The 18,273-nt window shown below is 38.3% G+C and carries 15 protein-coding genes and 1 pseudogene; 9 read left to right on the top strand and 7 right to left on the bottom strand.

What is annotated here, in order from left to right:
- From IPO27_09125 to IPO27_09115, 3 genes are all read right to left on the bottom strand, one after another.
- On the bottom strand, nucleotides 1-1,923 hold the full coding sequence (locus IPO27_09125) for a DUF3857 domain-containing protein (protein ID MBK8846676.1): 1,923 nt from the start codon (nucleotides 1,921-1,923) through the stop codon (nucleotides 1-3).
- A gap of 287 nt (nucleotides 1,924-2,210) precedes the next feature.
- The gene (locus IPO27_09120; GenBank protein ID MBK8846675.1) at nucleotides 2,211-2,720 is read right to left on the bottom strand and encodes an LptE family protein; all 510 of its coding nucleotides are present in this window, start codon (nucleotides 2,718-2,720) and stop codon (nucleotides 2,211-2,213) included.
- A gap of 68 nt (nucleotides 2,721-2,788) precedes the next feature.
- Nucleotides 2,789-5,251: a YfhO family protein gene (locus IPO27_09115; protein MBK8846674.1), complete on the bottom strand. Its 2,463-nt coding sequence runs from the start codon at nucleotides 5,249-5,251 to the stop codon at nucleotides 2,789-2,791.
- A 205-nt stretch (nucleotides 5,252-5,456) separates the two neighbouring features.
- Between IPO27_09115 and IPO27_09110 the strand changes: the two genes are divergently transcribed.
- The 3 genes from IPO27_09110 (at nucleotide 5,457) to IPO27_09100 (ending at nucleotide 7,351) form a co-directional block, all read left to right on the top strand.
- A complete protein-coding gene (locus IPO27_09110; protein MBK8846673.1) occupies nucleotides 5,457-5,660 on the top strand; it encodes a hypothetical protein in 204 nt (67 codons plus the stop codon).
- Nucleotides 5,661-5,666: 6 nt separating this feature from the next.
- On the top strand, nucleotides 5,667-6,476 hold the full coding sequence (locus tag IPO27_09105; protein MBK8846672.1) for a 2OG-Fe(II) oxygenase: 810 nt from the start codon (nucleotides 5,667-5,669) through the stop codon (nucleotides 6,474-6,476).
- Between the two features lie 74 nt (nucleotides 6,477-6,550).
- The gene (locus tag IPO27_09100; GenBank protein MBK8846671.1) at nucleotides 6,551-7,351 is read left to right on the top strand and encodes an SDR family NAD(P)-dependent oxidoreductase; all 801 of its coding nucleotides are present in this window, start codon (nucleotides 6,551-6,553) and stop codon (nucleotides 7,349-7,351) included.
- Between the two features lie 83 nt (nucleotides 7,352-7,434).
- Here the strand turns inward: IPO27_09100 and IPO27_09095 are convergent, their stop codons facing one another.
- Complete coding sequence (locus IPO27_09095) at nucleotides 7,435-9,222, bottom strand: T9SS type A sorting domain-containing protein (protein MBK8846670.1); 1,788 nt, start codon at nucleotides 9,220-9,222, stop codon at nucleotides 7,435-7,437.
- A gap of 203 nt (nucleotides 9,223-9,425) precedes the next feature.
- A pseudogene (gene bshA, locus IPO27_09090) lies at nucleotides 9,426-10,561 on the bottom strand (N-acetyl-alpha-D-glucosaminyl L-malate synthase BshA).
- A 136-nt stretch (nucleotides 10,562-10,697) separates the two neighbouring features.
- On the opposite strand from bshA, the gene IPO27_09085 reads away from it, so the two are divergent.
- Nucleotides 10,698-11,174 (top strand): GNAT family N-acetyltransferase, encoded by a 477-nt coding sequence (locus IPO27_09085; GenBank protein ID MBK8846669.1) that lies wholly within the window; start codon nucleotides 10,698-10,700, stop codon nucleotides 11,172-11,174.
- Nucleotides 11,175-11,360: 186 nt separating this feature from the next.
- Complete coding sequence (locus IPO27_09080; GenBank protein MBK8846668.1) at nucleotides 11,361-11,858, top strand: hypothetical protein; 498 nt, start codon at nucleotides 11,361-11,363, stop codon at nucleotides 11,856-11,858.
- A gap of 55 nt (nucleotides 11,859-11,913) precedes the next feature.
- On the opposite strand, the gene IPO27_09075 is transcribed toward IPO27_09080, so the two are convergent.
- A complete protein-coding gene (locus tag IPO27_09075) occupies nucleotides 11,914-12,471 on the bottom strand; it encodes a hypothetical protein (GenBank protein ID MBK8846667.1) in 558 nt (185 codons plus the stop codon).
- A 520-nt stretch (nucleotides 12,472-12,991) separates the two neighbouring features.
- On the opposite strand from IPO27_09075, the gene IPO27_09070 reads away from it, so the two are divergent.
- The 3 genes from IPO27_09070 (at nucleotide 12,992) to IPO27_09060 (ending at nucleotide 15,187) form a co-directional block, all read left to right on the top strand.
- Nucleotides 12,992-13,552 (top strand): OmpH family outer membrane protein, encoded by a 561-nt coding sequence (locus IPO27_09070; GenBank protein MBK8846666.1) that lies wholly within the window; start codon nucleotides 12,992-12,994, stop codon nucleotides 13,550-13,552.
- The gene (locus IPO27_09065) at nucleotides 13,549-13,983 is read left to right on the top strand and encodes a hypothetical protein (GenBank protein ID MBK8846665.1); all 435 of its coding nucleotides are present in this window, start codon (nucleotides 13,549-13,551) and stop codon (nucleotides 13,981-13,983) included. Before IPO27_09070 ends, IPO27_09065 begins: the two co-directional genes overlap by 4 nt.
- Nucleotides 13,984-14,107: 124 nt before the next feature.
- Complete coding sequence (locus IPO27_09060; GenBank protein MBK8846664.1) at nucleotides 14,108-15,187, top strand: VWA domain-containing protein; 1,080 nt, start codon at nucleotides 14,108-14,110, stop codon at nucleotides 15,185-15,187.
- An 89-nt stretch (nucleotides 15,188-15,276) separates the two neighbouring features.
- Here IPO27_09060 and carA read toward each other — a convergent pair whose 3' ends face one another.
- On the bottom strand, nucleotides 15,277-16,377 hold the full coding sequence (gene carA, locus IPO27_09055) for a glutamine-hydrolyzing carbamoyl-phosphate synthase small subunit (protein MBK8846663.1): 1,101 nt from the start codon (nucleotides 16,375-16,377) through the stop codon (nucleotides 15,277-15,279).
- A gap of 171 nt (nucleotides 16,378-16,548) precedes the next feature.
- On the opposite strand from carA, the gene ade reads away from it, so the two are divergent.
- Nucleotides 16,549-18,165 carry an adenine deaminase gene (ade, locus tag IPO27_09050; GenBank protein MBK8846662.1) on the top strand — a complete coding sequence of 539 codons (1,617 nt, stop codon included), beginning with the start codon at nucleotides 16,549-16,551 and terminating at the stop codon, nucleotides 18,163-18,165.
- Nucleotides 18,166-18,273 lie beyond the last annotated feature (108 nt).

The raw sequence follows: 18,273 nt of genomic DNA, 5'->3' as shown, positions 1-18,273 counted from the left end.
TTATTTTTTTACCAATTCAATTGTTTGCTTGTAAGCGTTGTTTAGTTTTAATATCATTTCGTTCCATGTATCAAACGATTCAGGTTTTATAGACAAGGTATCAACAAAGCAAGTCCGGTGCAACCTTATGCGGTTACCTTTTTGCTCATATTTAATAGTAAAACCAAACTTGGGATTCTCAAATTTCACATCAGTAGGAATTTTGACCACTGTGTATCCAGCGGGCACTTCAAGTTCTGCAACAAAAATATCCTGCGATTTAAAATCATGTTCAATATCATATTTTTTCTGAGCCTTGTTTATATGGGTGTCTTTATAAGGCTTATCTAGATTTAGATTTACAAAAACTGAATTATCAACTACGGTGCTGTAGTTATGAATATGGTACTTATAATCTATTATAAGGTCCTGATCGCGGTCAGTTAGGCCACGGTAATTAAGGGTATCGGTAATGCATTTGTTATTGCCTGCCTGCACTACTTTGCTAAATCGCTCATAGATATCTTTGGATGCCAAATACCTGCATTCCATCTGATAATTGCTTTTGTGATAGCCAGTAAAACGAATTTCCCCGCTTCCATCCAGTGTATTGTTATTTATGGTGAGCATAACTGTGTCAATAATCAAATTTACACTTTTATCTGTTTCGTTAATTGCATACACTTCAAAAGTATTGCTGTCTTTAATAATTAATGCCTCTCTATTTTGAATATGATAAGGATTGAGCCCATACTTTAATGCATTAAAGGTGGCATCCAAAAATTTCCATTTCCCATTATCATTTAATGCACATATCATGTGATTGTTCAATTGAGGCAATGCAAAGTCGCTGTATTTATAAGGAATATGTCGCGTACCAATAATGCACAGGTAAGCGTCAAGGCCTGCTATTCGCAGCATAGCAGTAAGTATGCTGCTCATATCCTTGCAGTCGCCAAACCTTCGTTGCAATACCACCTCGGCATCGCGCGGCTGATAACCACCCAAACCATCTTCAAAAGCTATATATTTTACACTCTCTTGTACCCAATAGTATATACGTTTTATCTTTTCTTCAGGTTGCGAAACTCCGGTTATCAGCGAATCAACCAAGTCCTTTAATTCGCGAGAGGGCTTAACATTTAAATTTTCGACAAAAGGATAATACCATTTGTAAAGTTGCTTAGGCTCGCCAAGAACTTGTACCACTTCCTTGTCAACTTCATAGCTTGAAATATAGGGGATAATATGGGTTGGCCTTTTATAAACTGCCGATGCCTCCGGTTCATATTCTTTCGCCTTTAAATTTTTTGCTTCCCACGAGTACGTAATCTTATCTCCCGAAATTTTCTTGGTAAATAAAACGAGGCTTGTATCGCCAAATAACTTATACTTAATCTTTACGCTGCTTGGCGCTGTTATATTATAGCGAGCATATTGAACCGGCATGTAATCCTCGAACCAAAACGAACCTATAAAAAAAGGATCTTTGTATACTTGCTCATAAGTAACTTCGGTTACTGCACCGGGTTGCAAACCTTTGTAGATAAAATATTTTTCGTGCGCATCATCGTAAAAAACGCCATCTTTAGAAACCCTTCGGTCTATAATATCCTCTACTCTAGCCTTTTTATATCGCTTACCATCGGGTATATAAGTTATGGCTTCCAGTTCATCAATCCTTTCGAAGTGCTCAGAATATGGTATCCGTTTTTCTGCATAGTTACCTGCATAGTCATCAAGATAAAGTATTGCATTATTAATCTTGCTTACCATTTCAAGCCCCTCTTTGCTTTTCCTTATTTCTAAATGTTCAGTTTGATTTAAATACAACACATGCTCATTTTTAAACTCCGCTTTTAATTTTTCAAAATCAAAATCCGGCTGAGCTATAGTAACACCAGATATAATCGAAAAGGAAAAAAATAAAAAAATATACTTCATACGATATTTTAAAAATCGGGGTGTAATCTACTTTTAATATCCACATTGAACCCATTTTAACGCTACTTTATTTTGCTGTATTAGCGTCATTCAAGCTACTAAAAAAAAAACCTTCATTGAATATTGCTGCTTTACTGCGCCACCTTGTTATTCATAAATGGGTATAACACTCATTTAACCTGATGTTGCAATTAATAAATGATAAGCGATAACTTACAAAGGCTGCAGATTTCCAATAGTTACAAAGCGCAAAGAATCCTTCACTTAATGACTGAACTTTTATTCAGCTACCAATTGCTGGTGCAACGGTTAAACACATCATCCACAATTTGTGCAACAATGGTAGTGGTTAGTGTTTGCTCTACAGAAGCGAAATTTTCATTTGCATTAAAATCAGCAAAGCGTGAAAAATTATTTTCATAGCTCAGTTTACTGTCTTTGTTGTTGCTAAACTTTACATTAATAGTAATTGTAAGACGGTTGGTTGCTGCCTGTTGCGAAGATTGAATAGCTACTGGGGTAACGTTGTAATCAACAATAAATCCCTCGAGCGAATAATCTCCCTGAGACTTTATCAAACTCAAATAGCTTTCTGATAAAAATTTCTGTTTTAGTTTTTCGGTAAACTGCTGACTAAGCAAAGGATTGACCAAAGCAGCCCTGTTTGCAAAAAATGCTACTGAAAACGTTTTGACATCCTTTGGTATTTGTCCTGCTTTGAATGAATAGCAAGAAACCAATACACCAAACGTACATGCCATTAATACTCGTACTATTTTGCTACTTACAAATCTCATTCAAACTATTCCTACTCTTTAATTTAATTGGCAACCTACTAAAACTGATGCTTACTCACCCTGCAACCTTATTTACCCTTTGATGGTTTTGCTTCGGTGGTTACCAGACTTTCTTTTTTAAATATACTCCACCCTATTCCACCTAAAAATATTAATAGCATAAGTGATGATGCTATCATAGAAATGTTACTTGCCTTAGCATAAATGGCCGGTTCAAACTTAAAATCAATTTTGTGATTGCCGGCTGGTAACACCATTCCACGTAATACATAGTTACATCTGAAATGCGGTACAAGCTTTCCATCTATATAAGCATTCCAGCCTTTGTCATAAAATATCTCGCTAAACACTGCAAGCTGACTGCTGTTGCAACTATATTCATAGATGAGGTGATTAGCAAGATACTGTGTCAACTTAATAGAGGCTGTGCTATCAAAACTTATTTTAAACCCATTCAACTGTTCGCTGTATCGCTTATCAATAAAGGTAATTTGCTTTGGGTCAAACTTATCAAGCGATTTCATCTCTTCGCTAGCATCGGCTACTAGCTTATACTCAGGCACAAACCATGCACTGCCACAGCGACCAGGATTTTGTTGTGCCATTGGTGGTCCACCTTGCTGACCCTGCTGGCCTTGCGACTGTACTATAAAATATTTGGCATTAAGCATGTTGAGCACGCTCATATTTTGTTTGGCAATCTGATTTTCTATCAACTCCTGATAGCGCTCTAACTTAGCACCATGATACCCAACTATTGAGTTATGAAAAAAAGAGGTGCTCGCATCGTTAAATGTACTAACAGAAGTATTCATTACCCTAAATCCTAATTCCTTATCCTGCAAAATTTGGTTATCCGCTTCGGTTGGTATAAATGGGTTCTCGGTTGTAGTCTTAGGTTTAAAATGGGTATCATTTAAATAACGTTTAGCAATAGGCCATTGATCTAATACAACTAACAGCGGAAGAATAATTACAAGCCACTGATAATTGATCTTCTTTTTTAAAGCAAACCATAAAACACCAAACGCAGCAGATACAAATAGCAGACTGCGCAGCGTATCAAGTTTAAACATACGTGCCCTGTCGGCACGTAAGGCCACTAATAGGTCGTTGTATTGTTTAAAGTTGTCATCTACCGAACCTATAAAACTCATTCCAAAACCTGCCAGCAGCATTAATACCAACATGCCTCCCACTCCATAAAACGAATGCAACAAGGCCTTTTTCCTTTTTTGTTCATCAATGTTTTTATTAAAAAATTCTTTGATACCGATAGTAGCCATAAACGGAACAGTAAAGGAAACAATTACCAGTACGAACGAAACCGAACGAAACTTGTTATACAACGGGAACAAATTAAAAAATGGCTCATTGAAAATCATAAAATTCTTGCCCCATGATAATATGATAGCAAGCAAGGTGCCCGTAAGCACCCACCATTTTAATTTATTATCTGCCAAAAACATTCCAAGTACAAAACAAAAAATCATAATGGCACCCATGTAGAAAGCCCCGTTAGTAGTAGGCTGATCGCCCCGGTAGGTTGGTGCCGTTTTCACAAGTTGCGCGGCCTGATCGGGTCCTGCCATATTTTTAACGGTTTCATATGTTTGCGATTTTTCGCCAAGGTTTTGTTGCGAAGGTCCCCCCAATGCATTGGGCACCAGCATAACAAACGACTCGCTTTTTCCATAGCTCCAAGCAAAAGCATAATCTATATCCAAACCACCCGAAGTAGCCTTTTCTCCTTCTTTTTTAAGTTCGCTTTTACCGCGTGTGCTGTCTTTACCATACTCATAAGTTGTGAGCATGGTGCTGGCATTGCTAGCAACACCAATTGCACCCGCTATTGCAAGCACAAGGCTGGCTTTTATAAAATCTACTATTTTCCCTTCTTTAAAAGCAAAAATCAGTTGTGATATAATCATTATCCCAATTAGTATTAATAAGTAATACGTAATCTGAACGTGATTTGCCATTACCTGAAAGGTTGCTGCAAATGAAGTTAATGCCGCACCTAGTAATAAGTTTCCTCGATAGGCCAATAAAATTCCTGCTACCAATAGTGGCATTAGCGCTATAGCTAATACCTGCGAATTATGTCCGGCCTGAAGCATTATAAAATTAAAAGAACAGAAGGCGAATCCCACAGCACCACTAATTGCCAGTTTCCAATCGACCCTTAGCGTAAGCATGAGCACATAAAAGCTTAACATTGCCAGTAATATAAACAATGGAGCATAATTCATAACTGCAATTAATGCATTATAAACCGTTGCGAGCATGTTGCCTTTAGGCATCATGCTAATCTGATAAGCTGGCATACCGCTAAACATGCGATTGGTCCAAAGCGGGTCGGTGCCATACTTTTCGCGAAAGTCAAGTACCTCCTTGGCTCCACCAAGCCAGGTGTTATTATCATGCCCGTCAATTTGTTCTCCCTGTAAGGTTGGTAAAAAATATGCCAGGCTTAGTACTAGAAAAAAACTACAAGCAATAAGATGCGGAATAACCTTGTTTTTATTCATAAACCGAAATTTGAAATTTAATGGGGCGAATATATTATAATCAATCTTATGATGAATAGGTATTGCTTTAAACCTGAATTTTAGGAATTAAACAACCGTTGTAAGCGGCTTTTACTTGTTAAAGATTTGCAAAGCGGCCAATTATTCTTCTTCATAAATCAATATTTTTTGCAGTTCTTCGTCCTTTGTAAGAAATGCTTCACAAATGAAAGATTTTATTGTTTCAATATTGGTTGCCTTTGTTTTATTCAAATTAGTTAAAGGCTTTTTTGCTGATAAACAGGATACTCAACGCCAATCCAATAATAACCGCCCCGAAGGCTTTGTGGATATTAAACAAACTAATACCGCAAACAAAGCCAACGAAAATAACGATGGAGAATATATCTCTTACGAAGAAATAAAATAAAACACGATGATAAATCCGAAATATTTTGACGAAAACGTGCAAACGGAATTGAACAAACAATTCAACAGTGGCTCACCATGTAAGTTTGTAATACTCGAAAATTTTCTGGAAGAAAAATATGCCACGGCATTGTATGAAAATTTTCCACCACTCGAAGATTTGAATGTTAAACGAAAATCGATGAATGAAAACAAAAAAGAAGAGTATCATCTTGAACGTTTCAACCCGGTGTTCCAAGAAATGCAGGCTGCGGTAAACGATCAAAAAACATATGATATGATTAGCAAGATAACCGGAATACCAGGACTGAGCAGCACCGATGATGCGCTTGGAAGTGGCGTACATCAAGGTGGCCCCGGTAGTTTTGTAGATATACATGTGGATATAAATATGAACCCTATGAAAAATTTACACCGCAGAATAAATCTGCTGGTGTATCTAAACAAATATTGGAAAGATGAATATGGTGGTGGCCTTGAATTATGGGATAAAGAAGTTAAGCACATGGGAGCATGTGTGCTTCCTAATTTTAACAGAGCGGTAATCATGGAAACTACCGATGAATCGTATCATGGATATGCAAAGATTAATATCCCGGATCATGAATCGCGTAAATCTTTCTATTGCTATTTCTACACTCCAATTAGTGGCGATTTTGTTTACCGAGATTCCCGATTTAAAACACGCCCCGATGAATCGGCCGCTAAAGAAATGCTTACCGAAGCCAAGGAAACAGTAAAAATTGGTGTGAAGCGCATGCTGAAAGGATTAGGCATAAAATCGCTCGATTTTCAAGACAAAAATAAAAAGCAGTAAAGCAATCTATTTAATATTTTATAGTTGAATACTTTGATTTGTAATTCAGTGACCTTTAACATTCAACTTGATTCATGCTTAAGTTAAAAGACAAAGTAATCTGGATAACTGGCGCTTCATCGGGTATTGGTGAGGCGCTTGTTATTTATGCACTTGAGCAAGGTGCCTGTGTGGTAATGAGTGCGCGCAACCATGCGAAACTCGAAACCCTTAAAAATACGCATGATAAACTTGGCAAAGCAATGATATTGCCAATAGATATTTCTACTGTAACAGATGGAAGCCAATTTGTAAATGAGGTAATTAAGCATTTTGGAAAAATTGATATCCTTGTAAACAATGCCGGTATTGGTCAAAAAAGTTTTGTGCTCGACACCAAATGGGAAATAGAAAAACAAGTGCTCGACACTAATTTTACAGGACTTATTCGCCTGTCCAATGCAGTGGCACATCAGATGAAAAAAAGCGGAGGTGGTAATATTGCTGTAATCACTAGCATCATGGGTAAATTTGGAATGCCTATGTACGCAGCATACAGTGCCAGCAAACATGCATTGTATGGCTATTTTGATGCGTGGCGGGGCGAGCTTAAACAACACAACATTCGTATTTCTATTATTTGTCCCGGTTTTATAAATACCAATGTCAGCTACAATTCATTGCTTGCCGATGGCAGCTTTATGAATAAAAATAGTCCTGCGCAAGAGAAGGGGATGCCAGCTTCAAAAGCTGCAGAGAAAATCTTGAAAGCTATTGTCAAAAATGAACGTCATGTATTTGTTGGGGGATTAGAACTGCTAAGTGTTCCATTCAGAAATCTGGCTCCCGGATTATTCTACTGGCTTTTGGATAGGATGCAGAAAAAGAATGTTTAAAAACGATACCGGCAAATAAATAAAAAAATCCCCGTCATGATAAATGACAGGGATTTTTAAATTACGGTGTATCGATGACCGTATTAGTTCTTAGTAATTTTTGTACGGTATGACTGATCGTTCAATTGTACCTGGACAAAATACATACCTCGTTGCCATTGCGAGTGATCGATGGTAGTTTCGTTTATACCTTCGCTTACATCAATAATATTTTGGTCAATAACTGCTCCCTTAATATCCATAATTGTTATTACTGCTGTATTGTTTTTATCGCTTCTTACCTGCAATGTCAATATTGCATCTCCGTCAACAGGATTAGGATATAACTTGATATCATTGCTAATGCTGATTGAGTTGGTTTCAGGCTCGCGCATATTGCTTCCTGTTCCAATTACATTGGCCCAGCATAATGTTTTAGCTAAGCCGTTTGCTTGCTGAGCAACCATACTATCACGCAGATTTACATTATTTATTATCGGGTTAAAAGGACCTTGAAGAAGGTTAACGATTTGAGAAGTTACAACTATTGGTTTTTCATTACAACCACTAACATGGTTGTAGTATGACTTAACTAACCAGCAACGTGTATTGCCAGGAGGTACAACATTAGGAAGATTGGTATTGTAATACCCAAATTGCACAAGTCCGTCTCCGGCCATCATTCCGTTACCAACCCTATCTATTGAATTAAAGCCATCTGTAGCAACATTGCCATATACTTGTCCTGAAATAGGTATACCTACACCTGTGGTTTTAATGGTAAATCCTTCGGTACTTCCATTTTGAAGCACGGCAGTACCTGCAAGGAAATATTCAATATTTCCGTTAAAAGGGTTTAAGCGTGATGTTAGATCATTTGCCATCATACCTGTAATTTGGCCATTAACAGGAAAAGGAGCTGGCAAGGCGGCCACCAAACAATTTTGGAAAACAATTGCTGGTGCTGCACCTGCTACATTAATACCAAGAATAAGTGGCCAACTAGTAACGTTACCTAAACCAAAATTCAAACAATTTCCAGAAATAATGAACGAGTTGGCAATAGTAGGATGTGGTTTAATGGACGTAAACTGTAATCCATTGTTTGGTAGTTGGAATATTTGCGTCCAAACATGAACACCTGCAGCGGTAAAACGAGAAATAAATGCATTGTTACAGTTTTGCCCGGTAAGGTTTCCAACCGCATAAACAGATCCTGTTCCTGCATCTTCAGCAATTGAATTAGCAACCGAGTTTCCTACCAATGCTCCGAACACACATGATACGCCATAAGTACGCGACCAGTTAACGGTGCTTCCTGTCGTATTAGTTGCCATAACAAAGGTCCGGCTTATCCCGTTCAACTCTGAAAATCCGCATGAATACAAACGGTTAGCATTTGTGGTTGATTGAATAATACAGTTGGCTCCATCGTTTCCATTACTTAAGTCAACGGTACGAACACTATTAATAATGCCGGCAGCAGATGTTCGAACAAAAAGAACATCGCCACCTCCCGGCACTGGGCTCACGGTAGTGCCTGTAACACGGCCTGCCATAACGTAACGGCCTGCTGCTTCGCAAATCGAATTTAGGCGGTGCGAATGTTCGTTACCACCTCTAAATACAAAGTTTACACGATTAGCCAAGGTGGCTCCGGCACGGGCTGTTCTTACAAAACGTGAACGCTCTACAATATTATTGCCTTGCGTAACACCTGTGCCTACATATGGAGCAAGACCTCCAACAGGATTAGCAACCGAATTTAAACCATCCGTAAAACGGTCATGAGATACAGTATCGCGACTATAAAGCCGCTGTCCATACTGTGCTTGTGTTGATGTAATTGCTGTTGCAGCAATTGCCATCGAAAAAATAATTTTTCTCATCATTTTTTAATTTTTTAAAGATTAAACATAAAAATAATTGTATGCATATAAATTGAATTTAGCTTAAAGGCTTAGTAAATAAATTTTTCTTTTATTGAGGTGTTAGCGCTGCGCTAATAACATTGACTATATTATTAGTATCAGGTTTAATGCAAAGCAAATTTTTTTTTTGAAATAATCAAATGAATTCTAAAAAATATTCACCCTCATAAACTATTGTTTAATACCTGCTGATAGAAGTCAACATAGCGTGGCATGATTAAGCGGATGTCAAAAGTTTCGGCATGCGCACGAGCAGCCTTTTTAAATTTCAAAAGCATTTCTTCATTACTTAATAAGCCAATGGCATTGGCAGCCATGTCATCTATATCACCTATATTGCTTAAGTAACCAGTTATGCCATGCTTGTTTAATTCGGGCAATCCACCCGTGTTGGTACTAATAACGGGCACCTGACAAGCCATAGCCTCTAAAGCTGCAAGCCCAAAGCTCTCTGTTTCGCTTGGCATGAAAAACAAATCACATACCGAAAGAATTTCTTCAATCATCTCTTGCTTACCCAGGTAACGAATGTCATCGCACACTCCAAGGTTTCTGCACAGTTGCTCCGATTTCTCTCGTTCAGGCCCATCCCCTATCATTAACAATTTACTTGGCACTTTTTTTACTATTTTTTCAAAAACGTAAATGACGTCTTTGGTGCGTTTTACCTTTCGAAAATTACTGGTATGCACTATTATTTTTCGCCATTTGGAGCTATTGCCTTTTTAAAATGATCCTTTGGCAGTTTAGAAAATCTGGTGAGGTCAATAAAATTGGGAATAACTTCAATGTGATTTTTGATTTTAAAAGAGTGAAGTGTTTCATCTTTCAGGCTTTGCGAAACAGCCGTTACACCATTACTGTGATTGATGGCAAAAGTAACAACGGGATTATAGCTTGGATTTTTTCCCACCAACGTAATATCGGTTCCGTGCAGTGTTGTTATAATAGGAAGGTAACATCCTTCATCCTTCAAAATTTGCTGAGCCAAATATGCAGCCGAGGCGTGCGGAATTGCATAGTGCACATGGAGAATATCGAGCATTTCGTATTTAGCAACATCTACAATTTTTGATGTCAGCGCATTTTCGTAAGGAATAAACTCAAACAATGGATAATCGGGCACAGATACTTCGTGATACGAAATATTAGCATGAAAGTGAACTAACCGCACCGGTTGGTTATAGGTAATAAAATGGACACGGTGTCCGGCATCAGCAAGCGCTTTGCCCAGTTCGGTTGCTACCACTCCACTGCCTCCAAATGTTGGGTAACAGACAATTCCGATTTTTAAATTCATGCTGGCTTTTTTTATTCAAATGCGAATAACAACATCTTATTCATTCCCTGCAACTAAGTTTGATTTTCAATTCCCGGCATTTACAATTATTTAATTTTTGCATCTTGCCAATGCATTATCGTTAAACAATTTCATAATGAAAAATAACACTTTTAGCTTTAAAATGGCCACACTCAATGATATTGATCAGCTTGCAAAAATGCGTGTGGAATTCCTATCTGAACTAATGGGACCACAGCCTAATGATAAAGCAATGGCCTTACACAACTCACTGGTTGAATATTTTAAGAAAGAGATACAAAGTGGTGATTACATATCATGGCTTGCTTATGAAGGTATAGAACTAATAGCCAATGGGGGAATGAAAGTAATGCAGCGACCAGGCAGTTTCAGAGTGCCTGATGGGCGCAGTGGCTATATCATGAGCATGTATACCAAACCAAATTTCCGTAAAATGGGAATCGGTCAAACCATTCTATCAAAATTGATAGAAACTGGTAAAGCCCGTGGGCTCACTTTTTTCGAATTGCACGCCACCAAAGATGGCGAACCGCTTTACAAGCAAAATGGTTTTAACTTTCATCCGGAACCATCGTATAGGTTGTTTATATGACGCACAAAAGACATCATAAACAATGTAGCATTAACATTTTATTGAATAGCAAGTATGTGCCTCGCATGAAGCGTTCCAATATCCTTAACACAACTTTGTTTATAAAATAAAACAAGTCTTAACTGTAACTATTACTTATGGCTGTATTTTTGAAAGAAAAAAATTGAAAAAATTAAATTAAAAAAAATGAAAAAATTAATTCTGACATTATCTATTGTGGGTTTAGCTTTTGTAACACAGGCACAACAAATATTTGTGTTACGCACAGGCGAAAAAATTAGCGGAAAAATTACAGGCATGAATGGCGAAGAATTTACTGCATCGGTAAATGGAGTTGAGAGATTGTTTAAGTTTAGCGAATTGCAACAAATTGTTTTCGAGAAAAAAGAAAACGCTATTGAAGCACAGGTTCCCTCCGGAACAATGACTGCAGATGTTGCTGGTCGCAAATTACTCAAGAGCCCTAAAATGCAAATACTTACTCAGGACAAAGGTATCGTGGTTGTAGCTGTAACTATTGATAAATATGGCAAAGTAAAAAGTGCAAACCCAGGAGCAGAAGGCACTAACACCACGAGTGAGTACTTGCTAACCAAAGCCAAACAAGCTGCAGAAGGAGCAGTGTTTGATACCTCGCCAACCGCACCTTTAGAAACCAAAGGCACCATAACAATCGTATATTAAATTCCGAATTATAAAATGCTTGCAGCGCATTGCTATCAACTGGCAATGCGTTTTTTTATTTCTTACCTGCTTGCTTTGCCTTGCTATATAAATCTAATAAGGGTTTCATTTCATGGTCTCCGGTTTTTAATTCTACTGCCCGCAACACTGCAGCCATTGCCTTTTCCGAATCTTTATCCAAAATATATGCTTCAGCTAAACCCTCATATGCATTTGGAAGGTCAGGAAACAAAACCGAATTTATTCTGAACAAAGTAATGGCCTCTTTTACTTTATGCTGATACAACAAAACATAACCTGCTGCATTAAGCTCACCTGCGTTTAAAACCAAAGGCTTAAGTGTAGCGGCACGGGCACGCGCAGAAAAACGTGTATCAAGCAACTTACCTTGTTGCAACCAGGTAATAATGGTAGGATAAGAAAAATATCCAGCACGATATGGCCTTTTGTTGCATATATCATCCATATCTTCTTCAAGGCTACTTATAGGAAACTCTACTATCCTGTTAGGTCCTTTTCCATTATCATAAAATGATAATGGTGGGAAACCTGAAAATAAATTTGCCAGTTTGCTCGCCTGATGTCGATTGTTTGTAAACGGAGTCTGCATCATCTACTGCAATCCATTTTACCTGCGACATATTGATCCCGGCCTGCGTCAAAATCTTATACACACGAGGAAGTTCGCGTTTACTATCGCCACACTATGAACCAAATAAAACTTCAATGGACATATTTTTTTCAAAATTCTTCGTGAAGGATGCTACCTTCTTCTCATCGGGTACATATGCTTTAAAGGTAGTATCAAACCAACTTCTAAAAAGCTTTACCATAGAGCTATCAATGGAGCATAATCCTAAAAGCTTAGGCTTTGCCTTGTCCTGGGCAATTATTCATGTTGAGATTAAAAGTAAAGCGTTGCCTAAAATGATAATTAAAGTTTTCATTTGTTTTATTTTATTAAAGTTGAGATGGGGCAATTGTAATTATGCATACTGCTCATTTGCATTATGCTTGAGTTAATTCCGAGATTATTCATAGAGATTACTATCTGCCTATTGTGCAAAAAATAATTCTTCATCGTATAAGGTGTTCGTTTATATTCGTCCACTTAAATTTAATAGGATAGCTAAATGAAAAATGCATCAATCATCTTAAACGCAGTGCTGTTGGTAGCTGTGGCTTTTTTATATTATAAAGTTTACAACACCACCTCCGAACCTGTTGTTAAACCGCCTGTTTCAAAAGAAGGAATGAAAATAGCTTTTGTGCGCACGGATACCTTATTTGAAAACTATAAGCTTTATAAAGAGATGGAAGATGCTTTTGAAAAAGAACGTGAAAGTGCTGAACAGATGGTAGCATCGCAAGAAAACAGCTTAAAGAAAAAGATAGAACAATATCAGCAACAGGGAGCAATGATGACCGATGAGCAACGTGCCCAGCGAGAAGAGCAGCTTGGTCGTGAGCAGCAAAGTTTTATGCAATTAAGAGAAGAGATAATGAGTAAGCTATCAGACCGCGAAAAGCTTATATCCGACTCGCTTCACAATCTTATTACCAATAATGTGCGAGAAATGAATAAGAAGTCAGGCTATGACTATATACTGGGATATCAGCGGGGAAGCGGTATTATCTATGCCGACAGTATTCACGATATTACAACTAATGTATTACAACAATTAAATAAATGACCTACGCAATAGATACCAGAAATTGCTATTTGCAGCATTTTATTGCTGCACCGGCTGTTGAAATTTACTACATGCTGCTTAGTCAAAATGGATTGAGCCAAATAACCGGACTCGATATTGAGATTGATTCCCACCATCATGGAAAATGGATTTGCGAGTACGAAGGTATTTATGGATACAATTTACACGCAACCCCCAATTCTACAATCACCTTAGCAGTTCACAAAAAATCATTTCCCGCATATCACTTTTCTATAGTTACCATACTGCTCGAAGAAAAACAAAATGGCTGCTTTGTCTTTATTAATCAATATGGAGTTCCTACTGATTTTCAAGCTGACTTCCAACATTTTTGGGAGCAAAAAATTTTGTCACCCCTTTCCATTTACTTTGATGGGTTAAACCTAAGTGCTGCCCAATTAGAAGAATAAATGGCACTTTTAAAATCTGCCAAGTATAATATTGTTAATAAACTTACCTAAATAAACTTGGTAAGTATACGCTGCAGCCTATATTTGCTGTTCCTTAAATTAGTTCTATCGGACAAGTATTTTTATGCGCAAGTTATTTTTAGCAACGCTATTTTTTTCTTTTGCCACGCTTTCCTATGCCAAAAAGGATAAGGCAACTTATTCGGACTTGGTGTTTTGCATAGACATGAGTGGCAGTGCGCGCGGGGTTTTTGATTCATTCAAAAACATGTATTGGAAAATGGTAAATGAGGCGCAGATAAAAGCCGGAAACAAAATTTTGCGTATTGGGATTATCGGATACTCCCGCAATTCATTTTCTGCCGATTCAGGTTATGTAAAAATATTTGCTCAGCCATCGGAAAATTTTGACCAGACGTTCCTTACTTTTTGTGGTATAAAAACTTACATAGAAGGTGGAACCCAAATGATAGGAGTATTGATAGATGTGGCTACCAAGCGAATAGAATGGAGTAAAACCAGCGGAAGCTCCCGTGCTATTATTATTATTGGAAATGGATCGGTACGTTTAGGAAAAATAAATTACAAAGCGGCTGTAATTGCTGCCAAACGCAAAGGTATTGCTATCCATGGGCTTTATTTACAAGCCGGAAAAAACCGAAATATAGAAGAATGGCAGCAACTTGCTGATAGGTCGGGCACACAACTATTTGCATCGAAATTAAACGATACCTCATGTTTTAACTCCGTTGCTCTTGACTCCTTTCGTATAGCTAACACTACTTTTAACAACCACCTGATTTATTATGGTGAAAATGGCAAGACCAATTTTGATAATTTGGTTGTAGCTGATAATCTCACACCCGACTACGGATTAAATGATCGTTATAGCTTTAAAGCAAGAATAGTTTCGGGCGAAGCCTCGGCTCATTGGGAATTAATTAGCCATTATAATAATGGTGATTTCGATTTGATGAATATAGACAGAGAAAAACTTCCTTTTCAATTTCAAACCCTTGTTGCTGAACAAATGCTTGAAACCATACGTAATAAATCAAAAGAGCGCGATACCGACCTCAGAAGCTTTAAAGAAATAGTGGGCAGGATGCCTTTAAATGAAATAAACTACCAACCGCTCGATGACAAAAGCTATCGTTTGAATGCAGCAATGATTATGATTTTGCGCGATGCATTGTCGCACTAAGGGATAATTTTTTTCGGCTTTACCCCTATCCTTTCTCAAAAATGTTTTTTCTTTAGTCCTTAGACCCACGCTATACCAAACGCTTAATTTTAATTAAGCATACTTCGTACAAAATCATCAAACAGATAATTGCTATCGTGCGGACCCGGTGCTGCTTCGGGGTGATACTGCACACTAAAGGCTGGAGTATTCTTTATTCTAATTCCTTCAATCGTGTTGTCGTTAAGATTAATGTGGGTAACCTCAACCGTTGCGTGATTTTGCAACGATTTTGCATCTATCGAAAAACCATGATTTTGGGAAGTTATTTCGCATTTGCCCGTTACAAGATTTTTTACCGGATGATTAATGCCTCTATGGCCATTAAACATTTTATACGTGCTTATTCCCTGACTTTGCGCAAGAACCTGATGCCCCAGGCAAATACCAAATATGGGCCTTTTGCCATCAACAATAGATTTTACTGTAGCTACCACTTGGGTAAGTGTAGCGGGGTCTCCGGGGCCATTGCTTATAAGGTATCCATCGGGTTTCCATTTTTCCATTTCCGAAAAGGAAGTAACGAGCGGAAAAACCTGCACATAACAATCGCGAGCTGCCAGGTTGCGTAAGGTGTTGGTCTTTACCCCAAGGTCAATAACTGCACAGCGAAGTTTGGCGTTTTCATTTCCAAAAAAATAAGGCTGCTTTGCCGACACTTTGCTCGAAAGTTCGAGGCCTTCCATACTCGGGGCTTTGTCAAGCAATGCCTTGAGGGCTTCCAGCGATTCGCCATTGCTGCTTACAATGGCATTCATGGCACCAGCGTGGCGTATGTGCCTTACCAAGGCGCGCGTATCTATATCGCTAATTGCAACCACGTTGTTCTTTACGAAATATTCAACCACATCATCGGTTGCGCTATGCCGCGAATAATAATTGTGGAACGACCTGCATATTAATCCGGCAATCTTTATTCCTTTACTTTCAGTGTCCTCCTCACTTACACCATAGTTGCCAATATGTACATTGGTTTCGATAAGCAATTGTCCATAATACGAAGGATCGGTAAAAACCTCCTGATAGCCGGTCATCCCAGTATTAAACGCGAGTTCACCTATGGCAATTCCTTCGGCACCGGCACTTTTTCCGGTAAACAGGGTGCCATCCTGCAACAGCAGCACAGCTGCCCTTCGTTGATTCAATTTCATTTAAATAAGTTGGGGTTTTTCGGGTAACAAATATCTACTTTTGATACTGTGTTATCAATTGTATCGCTAATTACTTTTACACATTATGTTTAAAAAATAATCATCCTTGTGATGCCTTGGTAACTTCTTGATTTAGCTATTACCTTTACCACCTACATTTCATCATTCCATATGCAAAAAATTGTGAGAGGGCAATTGATAGACATTGCTTCAAAAAAAATTTACAAAGCTGAAATCGAAATCGAAAATCAGCGTATAAAATCCATCACCGAAAAAGAACATGATGAGACTGACTATATTCTTCCAGGATTTATTGATGCCCATATTCATATCGAAAGTTCGATGCTTACCCCCTTCCGATTTTCGCAAGAGGCTGTAAAACATGGTACCGTAGCCACCATAAGCGACCCTCACGAAATTGCAAATGTAAATGGTCTTGAAGGTATCCATTATATGTTAGAAAGTGCAAGCAAGGCGCTTATGAAAATACATTTTGGAGCACCCTCCTGTGTACCAGCTACCACATTCGAGTCGGCCGGTGCAGTGCTTGATAGCCTTGCCGTGTATGACTTGCTAAGACGCAACGACATTTGGTACTTAAGTGAAATGATGAACTACCCCGGGGTACTTTACGAAGACAAGGAAGTGTGGCAAAAAATTGCGTACGCCAAACAGTTGAATAAACCCGTAGATGGTCATGCACCTGGACTTACAGGCGATCAGGCATTACAATACATTGCTGCAGGCATAACTACCGACCACGAATGTTTTACGCTTAGCGAAGCATTGTTTAAAGTGCAGGCAGGCATGAAAATATTGATTCGGGAAGGAAGTGCTGCAAAAAACTTCGAGGCCTTGCACCCTTTGCTAGCTTCGTATACACCCCATGTTATGTTTTGCAGCGATGATAAACATCCTGATGATTTTATTCATGGACACATAAACAAATTGGTTGCGCGTGCTGTGGCCGGGGGGTATAACCTTTTTGATGTGTTAACAGCTGCATGCATTAATCCTATTAAGCATTACAACATTCCTGTAGGAATGCTGCGCCCAGGTGATTATGCCGACTTTATTACCGTGCAAGATATTGTCCATTTTGATGTTCAAGCCACTTACATCAATGGCGAAGCGGCTTATAAAAACGGTATGGTAAAGGAAGTAGTGTTTAACGAGGGCGCTATTAATAATTTCAATTGCTCCTATATTAAACCGGAAGCAGTAGCCCTGGCAACTGAAAAAGCCAGCCTACCGTGCATACATGCATTGGATGGACAATTGATTACTAAGCGGATGGATATTTCGCCCCTGCGCAAAGGCAACAATTGTATAAGTGATGTAAAAAATGATTTTCTGAAAATAACGGTAATCAATCGCTACCGCCCACAGGCCCCAGCGGTATCTTTTATTCATAATTTCGGAATTAAAAATGGTGCCATAGCCAGCACGGTGGCGCACGATTCGCATAATATAATTGCAGTGGGATGCAGCGATGAAGAAATTGCCCGAGCTGTAAATCTGCTAATTGAAACGAAAGGTGGATTGAGTGTAGTTGCCGGAAAATATGAAGAGGTACTTCCACTTCCGGTAGCAGGATTGATGACCACTTCAACATGCAGCCAGATAGCAAAACAGTATGCATTACTTGATGCCAAGGTAAAGGAAAATGGCAGTAAATTAAGAGCACCATTTATGACCTTGTCATTTATGGCCTTGCTGGTAATTCCTGAACTAAAGTTGAGCGATCTGGGATTGTTTGATGCAGTAAAATTTCAATTTGCCGAATAACACGTTAACCAACTACGCTTAAATTGAATCTCAACTGAAACCAACCTATCTAAAAGACAACATACTTTTTGGCATATTTAAAAAATGCTTTACATCCTTGCATATCGC

It is taken from the genome of Bacteroidota bacterium, assembly GCA_016714535.1.
Classification (GTDB): domain Bacteria; phylum Bacteroidota; class Bacteroidia; order AKYH767-A; family OLB10; genus JADKFV01.
Note: the sequence above shows the minus strand (reverse complement) of the source record. Positions and strands in the feature narration are given on the sequence as shown.

Bases quoted from the DNA above. Each gene is read 5' to 3' on its own strand.
- IPO27_09095 (MBK8846670.1), bottom strand. From the start codon at position 9,222: ATGATGAGAAAAATTATTTTTTCGATGGCAATTGCTGCAACAGCAATT.
- IPO27_09065 (MBK8846665.1), top strand. From the start codon at position 13,549: ATGACCTACGCAATAGATACCAGAAATTGCTATTTGCAGCATTTTATT.
- IPO27_09115 (MBK8846674.1), bottom strand. From the start codon at position 5,251: ATGAATAAAAACAAGGTTATTCCGCATCTTATTGCTTGTAGTTTTTTT.
- IPO27_09105 (MBK8846672.1), top strand. From the start codon at position 5,667: ATGATAAATCCGAAATATTTTGACGAAAACGTGCAAACGGAATTGAAC.
- carA (MBK8846663.1), bottom strand. From the start codon at position 16,377: ATGAAATTGAATCAACGAAGGGCAGCTGTGCTGCTGTTGCAGGATGGC.
- IPO27_09080 (MBK8846668.1), top strand. From the start codon at position 11,361: ATGAAAAAATTAATTCTGACATTATCTATTGTGGGTTTAGCTTTTGTA.
- IPO27_09110 (MBK8846673.1), top strand. From the start codon at position 5,457: ATGAAAGATTTTATTGTTTCAATATTGGTTGCCTTTGTTTTATTCAAA.
- IPO27_09120 (MBK8846675.1), bottom strand. From the start codon at position 2,720: ATGAGATTTGTAAGTAGCAAAATAGTACGAGTATTAATGGCATGTACG.
- IPO27_09100 (MBK8846671.1), top strand. From the start codon at position 6,551: ATGCTTAAGTTAAAAGACAAAGTAATCTGGATAACTGGCGCTTCATCG.
- IPO27_09075 (MBK8846667.1), bottom strand. From the start codon at position 12,471: ATGATGCAGACTCCGTTTACAAACAATCGACATCAGGCGAGCAAACTG.
- IPO27_09085 (MBK8846669.1), top strand. From the start codon at position 10,698: ATGAAAAATAACACTTTTAGCTTTAAAATGGCCACACTCAATGATATT.
- IPO27_09070 (MBK8846666.1), top strand. From the start codon at position 12,992: ATGAAAAATGCATCAATCATCTTAAACGCAGTGCTGTTGGTAGCTGTG.
- ade (MBK8846662.1), top strand. From the start codon at position 16,549: ATGCAAAAAATTGTGAGAGGGCAATTGATAGACATTGCTTCAAAAAAA.
- IPO27_09060 (MBK8846664.1), top strand. From the start codon at position 14,108: ATGCGCAAGTTATTTTTAGCAACGCTATTTTTTTCTTTTGCCACGCTT.
- IPO27_09125 (MBK8846676.1), bottom strand. From the start codon at position 1,923: ATGAAGTATATTTTTTTATTTTTTTCCTTTTCGATTATATCTGGTGTT.